Annotated in this window: 18 protein-coding genes; 12 read left to right on the top strand and 6 right to left on the bottom strand. The window is 60.8% G+C overall.

Annotated features, from left to right (window positions below; all coding sequences use genetic code 11):
• Nucleotides 1-20: 20 nt before the first annotated feature.
• From BXA01_RS14605 to BXA01_RS14595, 3 genes are read left to right on the top strand one after another with little or no spacing between them, the layout of a single operon-like run.
• On the top strand, nucleotides 21-1,163 hold the full coding sequence (locus BXA01_RS14605) for an ABC transporter ATP-binding protein (protein ID WP_016772662.1): 1,143 nt from the start codon (nucleotides 21-23) through the stop codon (nucleotides 1,161-1,163).
• Nucleotides 1,164-1,198: 35 nt separating this feature from the next.
• Nucleotides 1,199-2,080, top strand: a complete 882-nt coding sequence (locus BXA01_RS14600; protein ID WP_172834039.1) for an ABC transporter permease subunit — start codon at nucleotides 1,199-1,201, stop codon at nucleotides 2,078-2,080.
• Complete coding sequence (locus BXA01_RS14595) at nucleotides 2,077-2,967, top strand: ABC transporter permease subunit (protein ID WP_076564483.1); 891 nt, start codon at nucleotides 2,077-2,079, stop codon at nucleotides 2,965-2,967. Before BXA01_RS14600 ends, BXA01_RS14595 begins: the two co-directional genes overlap by 4 nt.
• Nucleotides 2,968-3,168: 201 nt before the next feature.
• Here the strand turns inward: BXA01_RS14595 and BXA01_RS14590 are convergent, their stop codons facing one another.
• Complete coding sequence (locus BXA01_RS14590) at nucleotides 3,169-5,580, bottom strand: penicillin acylase family protein (RefSeq protein WP_076564482.1); 2,412 nt, start codon at nucleotides 5,578-5,580, stop codon at nucleotides 3,169-3,171.
• Between the two features lie 102 nt (nucleotides 5,581-5,682).
• On the bottom strand, nucleotides 5,683-6,261 hold the full coding sequence (locus BXA01_RS14585) for a DUF6436 domain-containing protein (RefSeq protein ID WP_076564481.1): 579 nt from the start codon (nucleotides 6,259-6,261) through the stop codon (nucleotides 5,683-5,685).
• Nucleotides 6,262-6,360: 99 nt separating this feature from the next.
• Here BXA01_RS14585 and BXA01_RS14580 point away from each other — a divergent pair, with 99 nt between their 5' ends.
• Nucleotides 6,361-7,308: an alpha/beta hydrolase gene (locus BXA01_RS14580; RefSeq protein ID WP_076564480.1), complete on the top strand. Its 948-nt coding sequence runs from the start codon at nucleotides 6,361-6,363 to the stop codon at nucleotides 7,306-7,308.
• A gap of 129 nt (nucleotides 7,309-7,437) precedes the next feature.
• Here BXA01_RS14580 and BXA01_RS14575 read toward each other — a convergent pair whose 3' ends face one another.
• Nucleotides 7,438-8,169 (bottom strand): DUF2059 domain-containing protein, encoded by a 732-nt coding sequence (locus BXA01_RS14575; RefSeq protein WP_076564479.1) that lies wholly within the window; start codon nucleotides 8,167-8,169, stop codon nucleotides 7,438-7,440.
• Between the two features lie 108 nt (nucleotides 8,170-8,277).
• Between BXA01_RS14575 and BXA01_RS14570 the strand changes: the two genes are divergently transcribed.
• Together BXA01_RS14570 and BXA01_RS14565 are read left to right on the top strand one after the other, a co-directional pair.
• Nucleotides 8,278-8,910: a 2OG-Fe(II) oxygenase gene (locus tag BXA01_RS14570; RefSeq protein WP_076564478.1), complete on the top strand. Its 633-nt coding sequence runs from the start codon at nucleotides 8,278-8,280 to the stop codon at nucleotides 8,908-8,910.
• Between the two features lie 2 nt (nucleotides 8,911-8,912).
• Nucleotides 8,913-9,398, top strand: a complete 486-nt coding sequence (locus BXA01_RS14565; RefSeq protein ID WP_076564477.1) for a DUF523 domain-containing protein — start codon at nucleotides 8,913-8,915, stop codon at nucleotides 9,396-9,398.
• A 117-nt stretch (nucleotides 9,399-9,515) separates the two neighbouring features.
• Here the strand turns inward: BXA01_RS14565 and BXA01_RS14560 are convergent, their stop codons facing one another.
• Nucleotides 9,516-10,085, bottom strand: coding sequence for a transporter substrate-binding domain-containing protein (locus tag BXA01_RS14560; protein ID WP_076564476.1), 570 nt, complete (start codon nucleotides 10,083-10,085; stop codon nucleotides 9,516-9,518).
• A gap of 135 nt (nucleotides 10,086-10,220) precedes the next feature.
• Between BXA01_RS14560 and BXA01_RS14555 the strand changes: the two genes are divergently transcribed.
• Nucleotides 10,221-10,646 carry a DUF4399 domain-containing protein gene (locus BXA01_RS14555; RefSeq protein ID WP_024014708.1) on the top strand — a complete coding sequence of 142 codons (426 nt, stop codon included), beginning with the start codon at nucleotides 10,221-10,223 and terminating at the stop codon, nucleotides 10,644-10,646.
• Between the two features lie 117 nt (nucleotides 10,647-10,763).
• On the opposite strand, the gene serA is transcribed toward BXA01_RS14555, so the two are convergent.
• A complete protein-coding gene (serA, locus tag BXA01_RS14550) occupies nucleotides 10,764-11,993 on the bottom strand; it encodes a phosphoglycerate dehydrogenase (RefSeq protein WP_024014707.1) in 1,230 nt (409 codons plus the stop codon).
• Nucleotides 11,994-12,198: 205 nt separating this feature from the next.
• Here serA and BXA01_RS14540 point away from each other — a divergent pair, with 205 nt between their 5' ends.
• The 4 genes from BXA01_RS14540 (at nucleotide 12,199) to BXA01_RS14525 (ending at nucleotide 16,551) form a co-directional block, all read left to right on the top strand.
• On the top strand, nucleotides 12,199-13,593 hold the full coding sequence (locus tag BXA01_RS14540) for an FAD-binding oxidoreductase (protein ID WP_041476861.1): 1,395 nt from the start codon (nucleotides 12,199-12,201) through the stop codon (nucleotides 13,591-13,593).
• Nucleotides 13,594-13,634: 41 nt separating this feature from the next.
• On the top strand, nucleotides 13,635-14,300 hold the full coding sequence (locus tag BXA01_RS14535) for a fumarylacetoacetate hydrolase family protein (RefSeq protein WP_024014705.1): 666 nt from the start codon (nucleotides 13,635-13,637) through the stop codon (nucleotides 14,298-14,300).
• A 292-nt stretch (nucleotides 14,301-14,592) separates the two neighbouring features.
• Nucleotides 14,593-15,516, top strand: coding sequence for an SdiA-regulated domain-containing protein (locus BXA01_RS14530; protein ID WP_076564474.1), 924 nt, complete (start codon nucleotides 14,593-14,595; stop codon nucleotides 15,514-15,516).
• Nucleotides 15,517-15,633: 117 nt separating this feature from the next.
• The gene (locus BXA01_RS14525; RefSeq protein ID WP_076564473.1) at nucleotides 15,634-16,551 is read left to right on the top strand and encodes an SdiA-regulated domain-containing protein; all 918 of its coding nucleotides are present in this window, start codon (nucleotides 15,634-15,636) and stop codon (nucleotides 16,549-16,551) included.
• A 143-nt stretch (nucleotides 16,552-16,694) separates the two neighbouring features.
• Here the strand turns inward: BXA01_RS14525 and rpiA are convergent, their stop codons facing one another.
• On the bottom strand, nucleotides 16,695-17,369 hold the full coding sequence (gene rpiA, locus BXA01_RS14520) for a ribose-5-phosphate isomerase RpiA (RefSeq protein ID WP_007913886.1): 675 nt from the start codon (nucleotides 17,367-17,369) through the stop codon (nucleotides 16,695-16,697).
• Nucleotides 17,370-17,686: 317 nt separating this feature from the next.
• On the opposite strand from rpiA, the gene ilvA reads away from it, so the two are divergent.
• Nucleotides 17,687-19,201, top strand: a complete 1,515-nt coding sequence (ilvA, locus tag BXA01_RS14515) for a threonine ammonia-lyase, biosynthetic (RefSeq protein WP_071172186.1) — start codon at nucleotides 17,687-17,689, stop codon at nucleotides 19,199-19,201.
• Nucleotides 19,202-19,227 lie beyond the last annotated feature (26 nt).

Below are 19,227 nucleotides of genomic sequence, written 5' to 3'. Positions count from 1 at the left end.
TTCTGTTGGGAGTTTCGTAAATGGCAGTTGCCTCCGGCGCCTACAAGAAAGCCCTCGAGGGCGACCAGACACCGAAACAGGTGCTGGTCAAAATCGACCGGGTCACGAAGAAGTTCGACGAGACGATTGCCGTGGACGACGTGTCCCTGGAAATCAAGAAGGGCGAAATTTTTGCTCTGCTCGGCGGTTCGGGATCGGGCAAATCCACCTTGCTACGGATGCTTGCAGGCTTCGAACGGCCCACGGAAGGGCGGATTTTCCTCGACGGCGTCGACATCACCGACATGCCGCCGTACGACCGTCCGATCAACATGATGTTCCAGTCTTACGCTTTGTTCCCGCACATGACCGTGGCGCAGAACATCGCCTTCGGCCTGCAGCAGGACAAGATTCCCAAGGCTGAAATCGACGCCCGCGTGGCCGAGATGCTCAAGCTGGTGCAGATGAGCCAGTACGCCAAGCGCAAGCCGCATCAACTGTCCGGCGGCCAGCGTCAACGCGTGGCCCTGGCCCGTTCGCTGGCCAAGCGGCCGAAGCTGTTGCTGCTCGACGAGCCGATGGGCGCTCTGGACAAAAAGCTGCGCTCGCAGATGCAGCTGGAACTGGTGGAAATCATCGAGCGCGTTGGCGTGACCTGCGTCATGGTCACCCACGACCAGGAAGAAGCCATGACCATGGCCGAGCGCATCGCGATCATGCACCTCGGTTGGATCGCGCAGATCGGCAGCCCGATCGACATCTACGAAACCCCGACCAGCCGTCTGGTCTGCGAATTCATCGGCAACGTCAACATCTTCGAAGGCGAAGTGATCGACGATGCCGAAGGCCACGCGACCATCACCTGCAAGGACCTCGACCGGCAGATCTACGTCGGCCACGGCATCAGCACCTCGGTGCAGGACAAGTCGGTCACCTACGCGATTCGCCCGGAAAAACTGCTGGTCACCGCCGACATGCCGACCTGCGAGTACAACTGGTCGAGCGGCAAGGTCCACGACATCGCTTATCTGGGCGGACACTCGGTGTTCTACGTCGAATTGCCGAGCGGCAAACTGGTGCAGTCGTTCGTCGCCAACGCCGAACGTCGCGGCGCGCGTCCGACCTGGGGCGATCAGGTCTACGTGTGGTGGGAAGACGATAGCGGCGTGGTACTTCGCTCATGAACATGCGCAAATTCAAACGCCGTATAAACCGAATCATCCCCAATGGCCGGCAGCTGGTCATCGGGGTGCCGTTCATCTGGCTGTTCCTGTTCTTCATGCTGCCGTTCTTCATCGTTCTGAAGATCAGCTTCGCCGAAGCCGACGTGGCGATCCCGCCGTACACCGAGATCTACACCTACGCCGAGCAGAAGCTGCAGCTGCTGTTGAACCTGGGCAACTACGCGTTGCTGGCCGGCGACGAGTTGTACATCGCGGCGTACCTCGGTTCGCTGAAAATGGCCTTTATCAGCACCGTGCTCTGCCTGCTGATCGGTTACCCGATGGCCTATGCCATCGCCACTGCCCGGAAAGAGCTGCAAACGGTGCTGGTACTGCTGATCATGATGCCGACCTGGACGGCGATCCTGATCCGCGTCTACGCGTGGATGGGCATCCTCAGCAACAACGGCCTGCTCAACGGGTTCCTGATGAGCATGGGTCTGATCGACGAGCCGCTGCAGATCCTCAACACCAACCTGGCGGTGTACATCGGGATTGTCTATTCGTACCTGCCGTTCATGATCCTGCCGCTGTACGCCAACCTGGTCAAACACGATCAGAGTCTGCTGGAAGCCGCGTCCGATCTGGGTTCGAGCACGTTCAACAGCTTCTGGAAGATCACCATTCCATTGTCCAAGAACGGCATCATCGCCGGCTGCATGCTGGTATTCATTCCTGTGGTCGGCGAGTTCGTGATCCCGGAACTGCTCGGCGGCCCGGAAACCCTGATGATCGGTAAGGTGTTGTGGCAAGAGTTCTTCAACAACCGCGACTGGCCGGTGGCATCCGCGCTGGCGGTGGTGATGCTGGCGATCCTGATTGTGCCGATCATCCTGTTCAACCGCAGTCAGGCCAAGGAAATGGAGGGTAAAGAATGAAACGCTTCCGTTTCTCCAGCCTGATGCTGGTATTGGGTCTGATCTTCATCTATCTGCCGATGCTGATCCTGGTGATTTACTCGTTCAACGCCTCGAAACTGGTGACGGTGTGGGGCGGCTGGTCGGTGAAGTGGTACGTCGGCCTGCTCGACAACTCGCAATTGATGGGCTCGGTGTTGCGCTCGCTGGAAATCGCCTGCTACACCGCCGTGGCGGCGGTGGCACTGGGTACCCTGGCAGCGTTCGTGCTGACCCGTATCACCCGCTTCAAGGGCCGTACGCTGTTCGGTGGCCTGGTGACTGCGCCGTTGGTGATGCCGGAAGTGATCACCGGTCTGTCGCTGTTGCTGCTGTTCGTGGCCATGGCCCAAATGATCGGCTGGCCGCAGGAGCGCGGCATCGTCACCATCTGGATCGCCCACACCACGTTCTGCGCGGCGTATGTGGCGGTGGTGGTGTCGGCGCGCTTGCGTGAGCTGGACCTGTCGATCGAAGAGGCGGCGATGGACCTGGGCGCGCGGCCGTGGAAGGTGTTCTTCCTGATCACCATCCCGATGATCGCGCCGTCGCTGGCGGCGGGCGGCATGATGTCGTTCGCGCTGTCGCTGGATGACCTGGTGCTGGCGAGCTTCGTCTCCGGCCCGGGTTCGACGACCCTGCCGATGGAAGTGTTCTCGGCCGTGCGCCTGGGTGTGAAACCGGAAATCAACGCCGTGGCCAGCCTGATTCTGCTGGCGGTGTCGCTGGTGACCTTCCTCGTCTGGTTCTTCAGCCGCCGCGCCGAAGAAGCCCGCAAGAAAGCCATCCAGCAAGCCATCGAAGAAAGCGCTGCCGATTCGTGGAAACAACCGGACGCACGCCGCGCGCCAGCACCGCAATCGGCTTAAGCAATATCAGGTTGGCCTCAACCCTGAGGCCAACCCGGTTGTAAATGTGGGAGCGAGCCTGCTCGCGAAGACGGCGTGTCAGTCGACTCGGATGTCGGCTGACACAGGGCTTTCGCGAGCAAGCTCGCTCCCACATTTGGAATGCAATCTCCTGTGGGAGCGAGCCTGCTCGCGAAGGGGGCCTGTCAATCCAGCCGGGATTTATGGCGCAACCCGCGCAGGCAGCAGCTTCAACGTACTGCGCGTATTCGCCAGCACCTCTTCCTCGCTGAAATGCGCCTGCACATATATCCCCTCCACATACGCCTCGGCCTGATCGTCATAGTGTTTGTCCAGCGGCACGCCGCTCTGGCCGACCGGGTTGATCGTCAAGCCATGCACCGGATCGGCGAAATCCACCAGACGCCGCGTCGACGGTCCATAGGTCACCGGCCATGGCGCCGGGCCGATCTTCGCCGAGAGGTTGTTCGGCACTTCGTGGCTGCCCGGCGCTGCGAACGGGCCGACGTTGAACAGGCGATCCAGCGGCTTCTGCTGCCCCAGCGGATGGCCGTGGGTCAGGGTGTGCGCCGCGCCCCACTGCCAGCCCGCCACGTTGTCGCCGAGGGTCAGTTTCAGATGCGCCATGCTTGCCGCCCACGCCGTGCGCACGACATCGGCGCGGGTTTCTTTGGCTGGCGTGCTGCGATTGTCCCACCACGGTGAGTCCGCATTGGCCGCCAGGCGTGGCAGTGCCGAATCGATTACCCGCGTCGACAGCAGTGTCTCGAAGAAGTCATTGCCCAACTCATCGCGCATCGCCGCGTCGGCAAGGTCGTAGAGGAATTGGTTGAACAGCGTCGCGCTGATCGAATTCAGCGGATAGTCGCCCGGCCACTGCGCCAGTTGCTCGACCAGTTTCAGTTGCGCCGGATCACTGACCACCTCACGCAACACCGGCAACAAAGGCGCCAACAGACGCGGGCCGTAACCGGTCGCCGTGCCCAGTTGCAGCTGCTGGTTGGCCTCGTTGCTCCACTTCACCCGGTTGTCGCTGAGCTGACGGTCAAGCTGCTGACCGCGATCGGCAAGGTTGTAATAACCGGGAATCTCCATGCCGGTCGGCGACACGGGCTGGAAGTTGGCCGAGACGATATAGCCGCGCGCCGGGTTCTCTTCCTGCGGGTTGGCGCTGAACGGGTAGTAGCCGTCCTTGTCCGCCTCGGGCGTGCTGCCGTCGAGGATGAAGCCCGGTTGCACCCCGGCCGGACGTTTGGGCAGCAAGGCCGAGGCCCACCAGGCGATATCGCCTTTGGCGTTGGCGTACACCAGATTCAGGCCCGGCGCCTGCACCTTGGCCGCTGCCGCGCGGGCCTTGGCCAACGTGTCGGCGCGGTTGAGCTGGTAGAAGCCGTCGAGGATCGGGTTAGGTGTTTCGAGGAACGCCCACCACATCGCGATCGGGGTCTTGCCGGCAGCGCTGCCGAGGGCATCGTTGACGATGGGGCCGTGCGGGGACTGGCGCAAGGTGAGGGTCACCGGCGCCTGCCCCTTCACATTGATCTGTTGTTCGCTGACGAGCATCTCGGTCCACTGGCCGCGATACCAGACTTGATTGGGGTTGTCCGGGTTGACCTTCTCGGCGATCAGGTCGAGATCGTCGTTCTGGAACATGGTCAGGCTCCAGCCGAAATCGAGGTTGTGTCCCAGAAACGCGAACGGCACCAGCGCCTGATGATGGCCGTACAGCTCGAAACCCGGCGCCGACAGCTGCGCCTCATACCATACCGACGGCACCGAGAAACGGATATGCGGATCGCCGGCCAGCAACGGCTTGCCACTCTGGCTGCGGCTGCCGGCAATCACCCAGGCGTTGCTGCCCTCAAACTGCGGCAGGCCGTTGTCGAGCAGCGCCTGTTCGCTGAGGCGGGCGAGGGCGGTGAGGTCCTGCCAGTCGCCGGCGGCGAGGGCCGGTGCGTGCCGGGTGTGATCGGTGGCCAGAACGCCTTTGGCCTGCCAGTCGAGATCGAACACATTGAGGTAATCGGCGCCGAGCTGATCGCGCACGTAGGTCAGCAGCGGCTCGGTGCGAAATGCGGCGGCAAAGCTATAGGCCATATAACCGGCGACGCTGATGCTGTCTTCGGCAGTGAATGGCCGCTTGGGGATGCCTAGCACGTCGAACTCGATCGGCGCGGCGTGGCTGTCCTGATATTGGTTGATGCCGTCCAGATAGGCTTGCAGGCCCTTCCACGCCGGCGACTGCTTGTCGAGGCTGGCGACGTAACTGGCCGCACGCTCGCGAATGCGCAGGCTGCGAAACAGTTTGTCGGTGTCGAGCAGTTTCGGCCCGAGCACTTCGGCCAGCTCGCCCCGGGCGAGGCGGCGCATGGCTTCCATCTGGAACAGGCGGTCCTGCGCGTGCACATAACCGAGGGCGCGATAGAGGTCGGTTTCGTTCTCGGCGCGGATATGCGGCACACCGCGCTCGTCATAGCGCACGGTCACCGAGCCCTGCAGGTTGCGCAGCTCGACCTGGCCCTGGCGCGTCGGCTGCTTGCTGTAGATATACCCGCCGGCGGCGCCGAGCAGGACAACGATGAGCAAGGCAACGACGATCAACGCACGCTTCATGGTGACTCCTTGTGCAGGCGGGAAGGCCGCCCGTCGGGCTGCAAACATTTAGCACAGAGCATCTGTGCGGTGCAGCGCTGTCCTTGAAAAGTCCGGAATGCCTTACTTCGCGTCCGCCGGCCATGGGCAATAACAACCCACCGCCAAGGTGTGGGTAGCATTGACCGGGCGATCTTCCGTCAGGGCATGCAGGATCGGTTCGATAAAGCTGTTGCTGGAGTTGCAGGTCAAGCCTTCGCTGTACGGGCCGAAGTAGGCGAGTTTGCCGCTGCGATCCCAGATCGCCACGGCAGGGCTGGCGGGGATCTGTTCGGCGCCGGGCAGGACGATGATGGTTTTCAGGCTGGCGAGGGTGGCGGGCAACTGGCCGTGGCTGCCGGGCTTTTGCACGGCAAAGAACTCCACGCCGCGAGGGCCGAACTGTTCGACCATCTCGCTCAGGTGCTGTTGATTGCCGACGTTGCACGGGCAGGCCGGGTCCCAGAAGTGTACGAGGCGAATATTGCCCGGCCCGGCGATGTTGTCCGGCAGGCGCAGCGGGTCGCCGGAAAATACCGCCGTATGTTCGCTGAACGCGCGCAGGTAGCGGCCCTGAAACCAGTCATATGCCGCCCACAGCACCCCGGCGCAGATCAGCGCGAGCAGGCTGGCGAACAGTGCGGTGCGGTAGGGCGAACGCATGGTTTTCGATCCTCGAAAGGCCGGCTAGCTTGCCATGTCTGCCTCTACAGATGAATATCGCAGGCCGATAAAGTCCGTTTACCGCTTTGGAATGTCCGCATGCCTGATACTTTCGACCCCGATCATTTACGCGCGAGCCTCAAGCCATTGGCCGAGTGGCAGCCGTTATCGGATGAGGCGAAGGCTTATCAGCGCTTCTACAAGACCGACTTCGCCGAGCGCGATGTCTGGCGCGGCATGGGTCGTTTCGAGGTCGATGGCTACGAGCTGGTCAGCCATTGCTGGTGGCCGGAGAAGGTCAAGGCGACGTTGTTTCTGCTGCACGGTTACTACGATCACATCGGCCTGTACCGGCATGTGATCGAGTGGGCGCTGGATCAGGATTTTGCCGTGATTGCCTGTGACTTGCCGGGACACGGATTGTCGAGCGGGCCACGAGCGAGCATTCGTGATTTCGCTGAATACCAGGACGTGTTGCAGGCGCTGTTCGCTGAAGCGAACTCGATCGCGCTTCCGCAGCCTTGGCATTTGTGCGGGCAGAGCACCGGTGGCGCGATTGTCGTCGATCACCTGCTCAACCATGGCGAGAACAGTCCAGCGCAAGGGCAGGTGATTCTGCTGGCGCCGTTGGTGAGACCAAGGGCGTGGGGCTGGTCGCAGCTGAGTTATTACCTGCTGCGGCCGTTTGTACGCGGTGTGGTGCGACGCTTTAGCGAGAATTCCAACGATCCGGATTTTCTGCCGTTTCTGCAGGCCGATCCGTTACAGCCAAGGCGCCTGCCAACGAAATGGGTGGGCGCGCTGTCGCGCTGGATCATCCGCGTCGAGCACGCGAAAAAAAGTCCGCGACGGCCGCTGATCATTCAGGGGCAGGCGGACATGACTGTCGACTGGCAGCACAATCTGCAGGTGTTGAAATGGAAGTTCGACCGGCCGCAGATTCTGCTGTTGGCCGAGGCACGGCATCACCTGGCCAATGAAACGGCGGAGATGCGTGAGGAATATTTCGAGTTCTTGAGCAAGCGGATCAGGGGGCGGAATCTCTAGCGCTAGTGAGAGCCCTATCGCTGGCAAGCCAGCTCCCACAGGGTTTTGCATTGATCAAAATCTCTGGTACACCCCAGAAAATTGTGGGAGCTGGCTTGCCTGCGATGGCGGTCTGTCAGGCGATGAAGATCACTGCCCGACCGCCAACCCCGCCCGAATCGCCGCCAGTGCCGCTTGGTAGTAAGCCTTGCCCTCGGTCGACTCGGCAAATGTCGCAAACTCTTCCAGCTCTTCATCCGACAAGTCGCGATAGACATAGAGCAGCGTGTTGTTCAGATCGGCGCCGATCTGATCCATCAGCCGCTGGCGCTGACCGTTCAACATGCCCTGTGCCTGTCCGCCGCCGAGCAATCCCGGGATCATCGAACTCAAGCTGTCCGCCGCTACGCCGGCAATCGCCAGACTGACCTCGGCGCCAGCCTCACGGGCCGGCAGGGTCTGGGCGAGATGGCCGATGATCAGCAAGCGACTGTCGCTGGCCTGCATCTTCGGCAGGCCCTGGGCATTTTTTGCCAGTTGATCGCGACGGGTTGCGAGCAATTCGGCGGCGACGATTTTCTTGCCCAGTGGTGACTGGAAGAAGGTCAGCGCCGGTTTCGGGTCGGCGAGTTTCTGCCGCAGTTGCGCTTCGGCACGCTGATCCATGGCCTGCGCGGCGAAGCGCTGATTGCTGTTGTTGACCAGCGCCTGAAATACCGCAGGCGGCAGGCTGTTCTGATAGCGCTGCTGGGCGGCGCTCAGGGCATCGTTGAAATGCGCGCGTTGTTCTGGCCAGCCGGCGACCTTGTACAACTGATCGTGGCCGTCCGCCCAGGCGGGCAATACGCAGAACATCAACAGTGAAAAAAGCAAACGGCGCATAGGGACTCCTGTCAGCAGCGGACTATTGTCCGTGCGGTGCCGGTACTTGTCGAGAATTCGTAGCAAGGCGCTGCGTGGCTCTGTCGGATTTGTTGCCGTCGGCATACTATGCGCGCCATGCCGATATCCTCTGAACACCCGCTGCTGTTACGCATTGTCGACGACCTGGCCGAACACGGCTGGTCGCAGCAGAACATCTTCCTGCCCGCCGATCTGACCCGGGCGCTGGCGGCCGAGTGCCGTAAACGTGAAGCCGAGGGTGAGCTGGCGCCGGCGGCGGTCGGTCGCGGGCCGTTTTCGGAGATTCGCGAGGGTATTCGCGGCGATCACATCCAGTGGATCGACCCGGGTCAGGCCGACGCCACTGACCGCTACCTGAGCCTGATGGACAGTCTGCGCGAGGCGCTCAATCGTGGCTTGTTTCTGGGGCTTGAAGATTTCGAATGCCATTTCGCCCTGTACCCGCCCGGCGCGTTTTACCTCAAGCATCTCGACCGCTTTCGCGATGATGACCGGCGCATGGTCTCGGCCGTCATCTACCTCAACGAGGCCTGGTTGCCGGAGGACGGTGGCCAGTTGCGCATGTACCTGGGCGAGGAACGTGTGCACGACGTGCAGCCGACCGGCGGCTGCCTGGTGGTGTTTCTCTCCGGCGAAGTGCCCCACGAAGTGTTGCCGGCCCATCGCGAGCGCCTGTCGCTGACTGGCTGGTTCCGTCGCCGTGGCAACGAGCCGTTCTGAACATGGAAAAGATCCTGGTCAGTCGCTGCCTGCTGGGCCATCGCGTGCGCTATGACGGTGGCGCGAGCGGGCCGTTTGATCTGCTTGAGCAGTGGATCGAAGAAGGGCGGGTAGTGCCGTTGTGTCCGGAGGTGGCCGGTGGATTGCCGACGCCGAGGGCGGCGGCGGAGATTCCCGGCGGGCAGGGCGGTGAGGTGCTGGATGGCACTGCTGCTGTGATCACTACCGATGGCGAGGATGTCAGTGCGCAATTTCTCGAGGGCGCGCGGCAAGCGCTGGAGCTGGTGCAAAAGCACGGCATTCGGGTGGCGGTGCTCAAGGCCAACAGTCCGTCTTGCGGGAATCTGTTGACGTATGACGGCACGTTCAGTGGGGTCAAGGTCAATGGCGAAGGGGTGACGGCGGCGTTGCTCAAGCGTCATGGGGTTCGGGTTTTCAGTGAGCTTGAGCTGCCGCAAGCCGCGCAGGCCCTGGCAGCACTTATCTAAGAGACCGCCGCAATCTTATGTAGGAGTGAGCCTGCTCGCGATAGCGGTGGGTCAGTGAATGATTATCCGACTGACGAACCGCTATCGCGAGCAGGCTCACTCCTACAGGTTTTATGTTCACTTGGTTTCGGTGAACCACTTCTTCGACAGCGCCGCTAGGCGTCCGTCGTCTTTGATCCGCTGCAGCGCGCTCTTGAGGCTGGCCTGAAATGCCGGATTACCCTTCTGAAACGGGATCGCCAGCTCGACCGGCGCCGCCGCTTTCGGCTTCGCTTCGGTCAACGCCTGCACCAGCACCATCGGCCGCGGCGTCTCGTCTTTCTTCGCCAGCAATTGCCCGTCGACCTGGCCGTACGGCTCGCTGAAGTCGAAACGATCCTTGAGTTCGGGTGTCAGTGCTATGTGGTTGAGCGCGACGTCGTACTTGCCGCTTTCAACGCCCTGGAGCAGGTCGCCCTCGTCGGTGACGATGAAGTCGGCGCGTACATCCAGCTCGTTGGCGATCAGTTGCCCAAGCTCGACCTCGAACCCCGTGAGGGTGTCGCCCTCCTTGTAATTGAAGGGCGGTGTATTAGCCTCAAGGGCTATGCGCAGCTCGCCGCGGTCGTTGACGTCATCAATCAGTTCGGCGTGAGCCAGCGGGCTCAGAAGGGGTAGCAGGCAGATCAGGCCAGGCAGCAAGCGCATGGTCACTCCTTTGAAATCATTATCGCGACGCTCTGATTCAGGCTCGCTTTGCTATGGTTGTCGAGTGCCTTCGACAACGAATGGTCATGAAGTTGTCATGACCGTGCGGATTTTACGGAAAAACTGGAGAAGAAAATGAAAAGCTTTTTGTCACGTGCAGCGTTGGCCGGTGTGCTGATGGGTGTTTCGGTGCTGGCCAGTGCGGCGACACCGGCGCCGAAGGATGCTGAAGTGTTCATCGTTTCTCCCGAGGACGGCGCTACCGTCTCGCAGGAATTCAAGGTCAAGTTCGGCGTCAAGAACATCGCGCTGGCCCCGGCGGGTGACACCACCAAGAACACCGGCCACCATCACCTGCTGATCGACGTCGACGACCTGCCGGCCGAAGGCGCGCCGATCCCGACTGACGCGCACCACATGCATTTCGGCAAGGCGCAGACCGAAGCCACGATCAAACTGGCCCCGGGCAAACACACCTTGCAACTGATCCTCGGCGACAGCGGCCACATGCCGTTCGACCCATCGATCGTTTCGGAAAAAATCACGGTCAACGTGAAATAAAAAAAGGGAGCCTTTCGGGGCTCCCTTTTTATTCAGCTTCAAGTGGCTAGCTGCAAGCGGCAAGTAAAGGCAAAGCGCTTTCACTTACCGCTTGTAACTTGCAGCTTGTAGCTGCTTTTAGAAAAGCACGCGGCTACGGATAGTACCGTTGACGTGTTGCAGCTTCTCTTGCGCCAGCTCCGAGTATTCGGCGTCGACGTCGATCACCACGTAACCGACCTTCTCGTTGGTCTGCAGGAACTGACCGGAGATGTTGATGCCGTTTTCGGCGAAAACCTTGTTGATCTCGCTCATCACACCCGGGATGTTCTCGTGGATGTGCAGCAGGCGGTGCTTGCCAGGGTGAGCCGGCAGCGCCACTTCCGGGAAGTTGACCGACGACACCGAAGTACCGTTGTCGCTGTACTTGACCAGTTTCTCTGCCACTTCCAGACCGATGTTGGCTTGCGCTTCGGCGGTCGAGCCACCGATGTGCGGGGTCAGGATCACGTTGTCGAGGCCACGCAGCGGGCTTTCGAACTCTTCGTCGTTGGAGCGGGGCTCCACCGGGAACACGTCGATGGCCGCGCCGATCAGGTGCTTGTCCTTGATCGCGTCCGCCAGGGCGTCGAGCTCGACCACGGTGCCGCGCGCGGCGTTGATCAGGATGCCGCCCTTCTTGATGGCGCGGATTTCCTTCTCGCCGATCATCCACTGGGTCGCCGCAGTTTCCGGGACGTGCAGGGTGACGATGTCGGACATGCCCAGCAGCTCGTGCAGGTTGTTGACCTGCGTAGCGTTGCCCAGTGGCAGCTTGGTCACGGTGTCATAGAAGAACACTTGCATGCCCAGACCTTCAGCCAGCACCGACAACTGCGTGCCGATCGAGCCGTAGCCGACGATGCCCAGTTTCTTGCCACGGATCTCGAACGAGTTGGCAGCGGACTTGATCCAGCCGCCACGGTGGCAGGAGGCATTTTTCTCAGGGATGCCGCGCAGCAGCAGGATCGCTTCGGCCAGTACCAGTTCCGCTACGGAACGGGTGTTGGAGTACGGCGCGTTGAACACGGCGATACCGCGCTCGCGGGCCGCGCTGAGGTCAACCTGGTTGGTGCCGATGCAGAAACAGCCGACCGCGACCAGTTTCTTCGCGTGATCGAAGATCTCTTCGGTCAGTTGCGTGCGCGAGCGAATGCCGATGAAGTGAGCGTCAGCAATCTTTTCCTTGAGCTGGGCTTCCGGCAAGGAACCAGTCAGGTATTCGATGCTGGTGTAGCCCGCCGCCTTGAGGACGTCGACAGCCGATTGGTGGACGCCTTCGAGAAGAAGGAACTTGATCTTGCTCTTATCGAGAGAAGTCTTGCTCATCTGCGTAAACCTGTATCCCGGAGAAAAATGGCAGGGAGGGAGCAGCCTGGAGCTGACCCGCACGGCAACAAAGCCGTCACCGCGGATCTGGCCTTGGGCACTGTCCGGCGGGGTCGGTATGCTAGCATAGCCACCCCGCTAAACACTCATTCCTGCGACGTGAAGCGTTCTCAGGATGACCATGAATTGTTCGAGAGTTCTGTCGATGACCAATCCTGCGCTGATTGATGAACTGAAGACCCTGGTTGAGCCTGGCAAAGTCCTTACCGACGCCGACTCCCTGAACACCTACGGCAAGGATTGGACCAAGCACTTCGCCCCGGCACCGAGCGCCATCGTGTTTCCCAAGACCATCGAACAAGTGCAGGCCGTGGTGCGTTGGGCCAACACTCACAAGGTTGCGCTGGTGCCGTCCGGCGGGCGCACCGGGTTGTCCGCCGCTGCGGTGGCGGCCAATGGTGAAGTGGTGGTTTCGTTCGATTACATGAACCAGATTCTCGACGTCAACCTCACCGATCGCACCGCCGTGTGCCAGCCGGGTGTGGTCACTGAGCATCTGCAGAACGTCGCCGAAGAAAACGGCCTGTACTATCCGGTCGACTTCGCCTCGGCGGGTTCCAGCCAGATTGGCGGCAACATCGGCACCAATGCCGGCGGGATCAAAGTGATTCGCTACGGCATGACCCGCAACTGGGTGGCCGGCATGAAGGTCGTCACCGGCAAGGGCGATGTGCTCGAACTGAACAAGGACCTGATCAAGAACGCCACCGGTTACGACCTGCGTCAGCTGTTCATCGGCGCCGAAGGCACCCTCGGTTTCGTCGTCGAAGCGACCATGCGCCTTGATCGCGCGCCGAAAAACCTCACGGCGATGGTCCTCGGCACCGCCGATTTCGATTCGATCATGCCGGTGCTTCACGCCTTCCAGGGCAAACTCGACCTGACTGCGTTCGAATTCTTCTCCGACAAGGCCCTGGCCAAGGTCATGGGCCGTGGTGACGTGCCGGCGCCGTTCGAGACCGAGTGCCCGTTCTACGCCCTGCTGGAATTCGAAGCGACCACCGAAGAAGTGGCCAACAGCGCGCTGGAAACCTTCGAACACTGCGTTGAACAGGGCTGGGTGCTCGACGGCGTGATGAGCCAGAGCGAAACCCAGCTGCACAATCTGTGGAAGCTGCGCGAGTACATCTCCGAAACCATTTCCCACTGGACTCCGTACAAGAACGACATCTCGGTGACCGTCTCGAAAGTGCCGGCGTTCCTGCGCGAAATCGACGCGATCGTTGGCGAACACTACCCGGATTTCGAAATCGTCTGGTTCGGCCACATCGGCGACGGCAATCTGCACCTGAACATCCTCAAGCCGGAAAATCTGAGCAAGGACGAGTTCTTTGCCAAGTGCGCCACCGTCAACAAGTGGGTGTTCGAAACCGTCGAGAAATACAACGGCTCGATCTCGGCCGAGCACGGCGTGGGCATGACCAAGCGTGATTACCTGACCTACAGCCGCTCGCCGGCCGAGATCGAGTACATGAAAGCGGTCAAGGCAGTGTTCGACCCGAACGGCATCATGAACCCGGGCAAGATTTTCCCGGTTTGATCGGTAATCTCTGTTGAATCAATAAAGGCAGGAGTCGGTAAATGAGCTATCAGCACCAGTACGTCGACGGCACGCGCATTCACTTCCCGATCGGGAAAGTCGTGTGCATTGGCCGCAATTACGCCGAACACGCCAAGGAACTGGATAACCCGGTGCCGACCGAGCCGCTGCTGTTCATCAAGCCGGGCAGTTGCGTGGTGCCGCTGGAAGGCGGGTTCAGCATTCCGACCGAGCGCGGTTCGGTGCACTACGAAGCGGAAATCGCCGTGTTGATCGGCAAGCCGCTGTCGACCAAACCGAGCCGTGAAGAAGTGCTGGATGCGATCTCCGGTTTCGCCCCGGCGCTGGACCTGACCCTGCGCGACAAGCAAGCCGAGCTGAAAGCCAAGGGCCTGCCGTGGGAAATCGCCAAGTCGTTCGACGGCGCGGCGGTGATCGCGCCGTTCGTGGTCGGCAGCACCTTCGCTGACCTGACCGACATCGGCATCCGCCTGACCATCAACGGCGAAGTGCGCCAGGACGGCAACAGCAGCGCGATGCTCAACCCAATCGTGCCGATGATCCAGCACATGGCCGGCTGCTTCTCGCTGCAGGCCGGCGACGTGATCCTCACCGGCACGCCAGTGGGCGTCGGCCCGCTGAATGTCGGCGATGAAATCGTCCTCGAACTGCCGGGGGCGAGCAGCTTCAGCAGCAGCGTGCGCTAACCGCAGAACCCCTTGCAGGGGGTGAGCTTTGTGGTGAGGGGATTTATCCCCGTTGGACTGCGCAGCAGGCCCAAGATTTTTGGGCCCGCTTCGCGCGCCAACGGGGATAAATCCCCTCGCCACAAGGGCCATTCCATATCTGTAATGTGTTGCTGCTGGCAAAATGCACACGCCAATCCCGCCATTTCCCGTTTTTTTCACATCCTCTCTGGATAATTCCCGCGATTCTGGCGTCTCAGCCGGCCTCTTTGTGCTATTACCCTTGGCCTGAATTAACGGAACGCATCCCTCGATGGCATCTCGAACTCAGCAGAAATCCCCCTCCCGTTCGCGCTTCGTCCTGCGCTGGTATGTCTGGCTGTTGCTGGTCATCGCGGCAGCCTATGGGCTGGCGTTCGCCATGCATTGGGATGATCGCGGCGTGCTGTGGGTGCTGGAGCGCTTCGAGAGCAAGGCCGAGCAGAAGGAGAGTGTCTGGCTGCCGGATTATCAGGTGGTGATCGATGCCAAGCCGCTGCCGGGGATGGAAAAGGACGAAGCTTCGGATCTGGCTTATAACCCGCAGACCAAGACCCTGTTCGCGGTGATGGGCAAAAATCCGTTTCTGGCTGAGCTGACGTTGCAAGGCGACGTGCTGCGCAAGATGCCGCTGGTGGGCTGGAGCAATCCGGAAGGCCTGACGGTCATGGAAAACGGCCTGATGGCAATTGTTGATGAACGTCAACACACGCTGTCGATCGTCAAGGTCGAAGCCGGTACCCGTGAGCTGAACATTGCCGACTTCCCGAAATACGACCTTGGGCCGTCAAAAGATCAGAACAAGGCTTTTGAAGCCATCACCTGGGATCCGCGCAATCATCAGCTTGTGCTGGGTGAAGAGCGCCCGCCGGCGTTGTTCACTTGGAAAAGCGACGGTAGCCAGGCCCTGATCGGCGACAAGCAGAAACTGGCCAGTGACGAGCTCGATATTCGCAACCTGTCGGCGCTGGCCGTCGATCCGCGCACTGGCCATCTGCTGGTGTTGTCCGCTGATTCGCACCTTTTGCTGGAACTGGACGAGAAGGGCGAGCAAGTCAGCTTCATGACCCTGCTTGGCAATTTCAACGGCTTGAAAGACACCATTCCCCGTGCTGAAGGCCTTACCATGGACGAAGAAGGCACGCTGTACATGGTCAGCGAACCCAACCTGTTTTATCGCTTCGAGAAGCACAGGTAATTTCCCCTACGACAAACGCGGAATCGTGCGGTTGTCGTGGCAGGCAAGTGGCCATTAAGCTTCAATTCAGACGGGCGTGATATTTCATCGGCCTGTCATGAATCCGAGCCTGCCTGAATGCGTCGACTTGCCCGTCCCCAACCGCTGGTTATCCTTTTTTTGATGATTGCCCTGGTCGCGTTGCTCGCGATCGGTCAATACCTGCGCCTGTTCGAGCGCGCCTGGTTCAACTTGCACACGCTGTGGCAACCGTTGAGCAGCGAGGCGATCGGCCTGGATCAATATCGTGTGACCATGGAAGCAAGGCCGATCGAGGGGCTCGACGATGACGTTTCGGCGCTGACCTACGATCCGGTGCGCAAAAGTCTGTTCACCGTGACCAACAAGAATTCCGAACTGGTCGAATTGTCGCTGGAAGGCAAGATTCTGCGGCGCATCGCTCTGGTCGGGTTCGGCGATCCGGAAGCGGTCGAGTACATCAGCGCCGACACTTACGTGATCACCGACGAGCGCCAGCAACGCCTGATCAAGATCCACCTTGAAGCCGACACCGCTTTCCTCGATGCCGAAGATGCCGAGCAGATGACCTTGGGCGTGCACATGGCCAGCAACAAGGGTTTCGAAGGGCTTGCTTATGATTCTGTGGGCAAGCGGCTGTTCGTGGCGAAAGAACGCGACCCGATGCTGATCTACGAAGTCCACGGTTTTCCGCATTTCAAACCGGACAAGACCTACGCGGTGCACGTGATCAACAACCCCAAGCGCGATGCCGGGATGTTCGTGCGTGATCTGTCGAGTCTGCAATACGACGAGCGCAGCGGGCACTTGCTGGCGCTGTCGGACGAGTCGCGGTTGATTATCGAGCTGGATGTCGACGGGCGCCCGTTGAGCACCATGTCGATCAGCGGCGGGCGCCAGGGTTTGCAGAAAACCGTGCCGCAGGCGGAGGGAATTGCAATGGATGATGACGGCACGTTGTACTTGGTGAGCGAGCCGAATCTGTTTTACGTCTTCAAGAAGCCCACACAAAACTGACCAACACCACAAAACACTGTGGGAGCGAGCCTGCTCGCGAAGGCGGTTGATCAGTCTCTGAATATGTTGACTGACCCGACGCTTTCGCGAGCAGGCTCGCTCCCACAGGTTTATTTATCAGCCCATGGCAAGTGGGCAGTCTGTTACTCAGCCTTCAGCGTCTTCACGCCTTCACTGGTGCCCAGCAACAACAGATCCGCCGGGCGCGCGGCGAACAGGCCGTTGGTGACCACGCCGACGATGGCATTGATCTGCGCTTCCAGCTCCACCGGGTTGGTGATCTGCAGGTTGAACACGTCGAGGATGATGTTGCCGTTGTCGGTCAGCACGCCTTCGCGGTAGACCGGGTCGCCACCGAGTTTGACCAGTTGGCGGGCAACGTGGCTGCGGGCCATCGGGATGACTTCCACCGGCAGCGGGAACTCGCCGAGTACCGGCACCAGTTTGCTGGCGTCGGCGATGCAGATGAAGGTCTTGGCCACAGCGGCGACAATCTTCTCGCGGGTCAGGGCTGCGCCGCCGCCCTTGATCAGGTTCAGGTGCGCATCGCTTTCATCGGCGCCGTCGACGTAGAACTCCAGATCGCTGACGGTGTTCAGTTCATACACCGGAATCCCATGGCCCTTGAGGCGCGCGGCGGTGGCTTCGGAGCTGGCGACCGCGCCATCGAACGCGCCCTTGTGCTGGGCCAGGGCATCGATGAAGCAATTGGCGGTGGAGCCGGTGCCGACGCCGACGATGCTCTTGTCGTCGAGTTTCGGCAGGATGAAGTCGACGGCGGCCTGGGCCACGGCCTGTTTGAGTTGATCCTGGGTCATGCGGGCTCCGGAAGCGGGCAAGGGTTGGGCAGAAAGGCCGGCATTATAGGCCTCGCGGTGGTAGAGGGGGAAACAAGCTGTGGTGAGGGGATTTATCCCCGTTCGGCGACGCAGTCGTCGTAAGACCTTGGAACGCGGTGTAACTGAAAAAATGCTGGGGAGCGCTTCGCACTCCAACGGGGATAAATCCCCTCGCCACGACAGTGCTCACTCAAGAATGGGTTTCCAGACCTTAAAACCACCTGTTTAGTGTGGTCGCCTCGGCAAAAGGCGGGTTAGACTCGCTGGTCCCGCCCAATCGCCAGTGATGCTTTCCGATGCTCGAACAGTACGTCAAAAAGATCCTCACCTCGCGCGTTTATGACGTTGCCGTAGAAACCCCGCTGCAGAACGCCCGCCAGCTCTCCGAGCGGCTGGGCAATGACATTTGGCTCAAGCGCGAAGACTTGCAGCCAGTGTTCTCGTTCAAGATTCGCGGTGCCTACAACAAGCTGACGCAACTGAGCGATGAAGAGCGCGCCCGTGGCGTGGTCACCGCGTCGGCGGGCAATCATGCGCAGGGCCTGGCCTTGGCGGCGAAAGTACTGGGCGTGAAAGCCACCATCGTCATGCCCAAGACCACCCCCGAGATCAAAGTCGAAGGCGTGCGCTCGCGCGGCGGCAAAGTGGTGCTGCACGGTGACTCGTTCCCGGAAGCGCTGGCCTATTCGCTGAAACTGGTCGATGAAAAAGGCTACGTCTACATCCACCCGTACGATGATCCGCACACCATTGCCGGGCAGGGCACCGTGGCCATGGAAATCCTGCGTCAGCACCCGCAGCCGCTGGACGCGATCTTCGTCCCGGTCGGCGGTGGCGGGCTGATCGCCGGTATCGCGGCTTACGTTAAGTACCTGCGTCCGGACATCAAGGTGATTGGCGTCGAACCGGACGATTCCAACTGTCTGCAAGCAGCGATGGCTGCCGGTGAGCGCGTGGTTCTGCCGACCGTGGGCATCTTCGCCGACGGCGTGGCGGTGGCGCAGATCGGCCAGTACACCTTCGAGATCTGCAAGGATTACGTCGACGAAGTGATTACTGTCAGCACCGACGAGATCTGCGCCGCGATCAAGGATATCTACGACGATACCCGCTCAATCACCGAGCCTGCCGGCGCATTGGGCGTGGCCGGGATCAAGAAGTACGTCGAGCAGCGTGGCGTCAGCGGCCAGACTTTCGTCGCCATCGACTCCGGCGCCAACGTCAACTTCGACCGCCTGCGCCACGTCGCCGAGCGCGCCGAACTTGGCGAAGGTCGCGAAGCGATCATCGCCGTGACCATTCCCGAGAAGGCCGGCAGCTTCAAAGCGTTCTGCGAAGCCATCGGCAAGCGCCAGATCACTGAATTCAATTACCGCTACAACACCGGCAGCGAAGCGCACATCTTTGTTGGCGTGCAGACTCACCCGGACAATGATCCGCGCAGCGCCTTGCTGGCGAGCCTGACCGAGCAGGGTTTTCCGGTTATCGACCTGACCGACAACGAACTGGCCAAGCTGCACATTCGCCACATGGTCGGTGGCCGCGCCGCGCAGGTGGTCGATGAAGTGGTGCTGCGTTTCGAATTCCCGGAGCGTCCGGGCGCGTTGTTCAACTTCCTCAACAAGCTCGGCGGGCGCTGGAATATCTCGATGTTCCACTACCGCAACCACGGCGCAGCGGACGGGCGTGTGGTCGCCGGCCTGCAAGTGCCCCATGACGAACGTCATCTGGTGCCGGCGGCACTGGCGGAAATCGGCTACCCGTATTGGGATGAAAGCGACAACCCGGCCTATCAGCTGTTTCTTGGCTGAACGGCTACGCTGATGGGCATGGATCT

The organism is Pseudomonas sp. B10 (assembly GCF_900156235.1).
GTDB lineage: Bacteria > Pseudomonadota > Gammaproteobacteria > Pseudomonadales > Pseudomonadaceae > Aquipseudomonas > Aquipseudomonas siliginis.
Note: the sequence above shows the minus strand (reverse complement) of the source record. Positions and strands in the feature narration are given on the sequence as shown.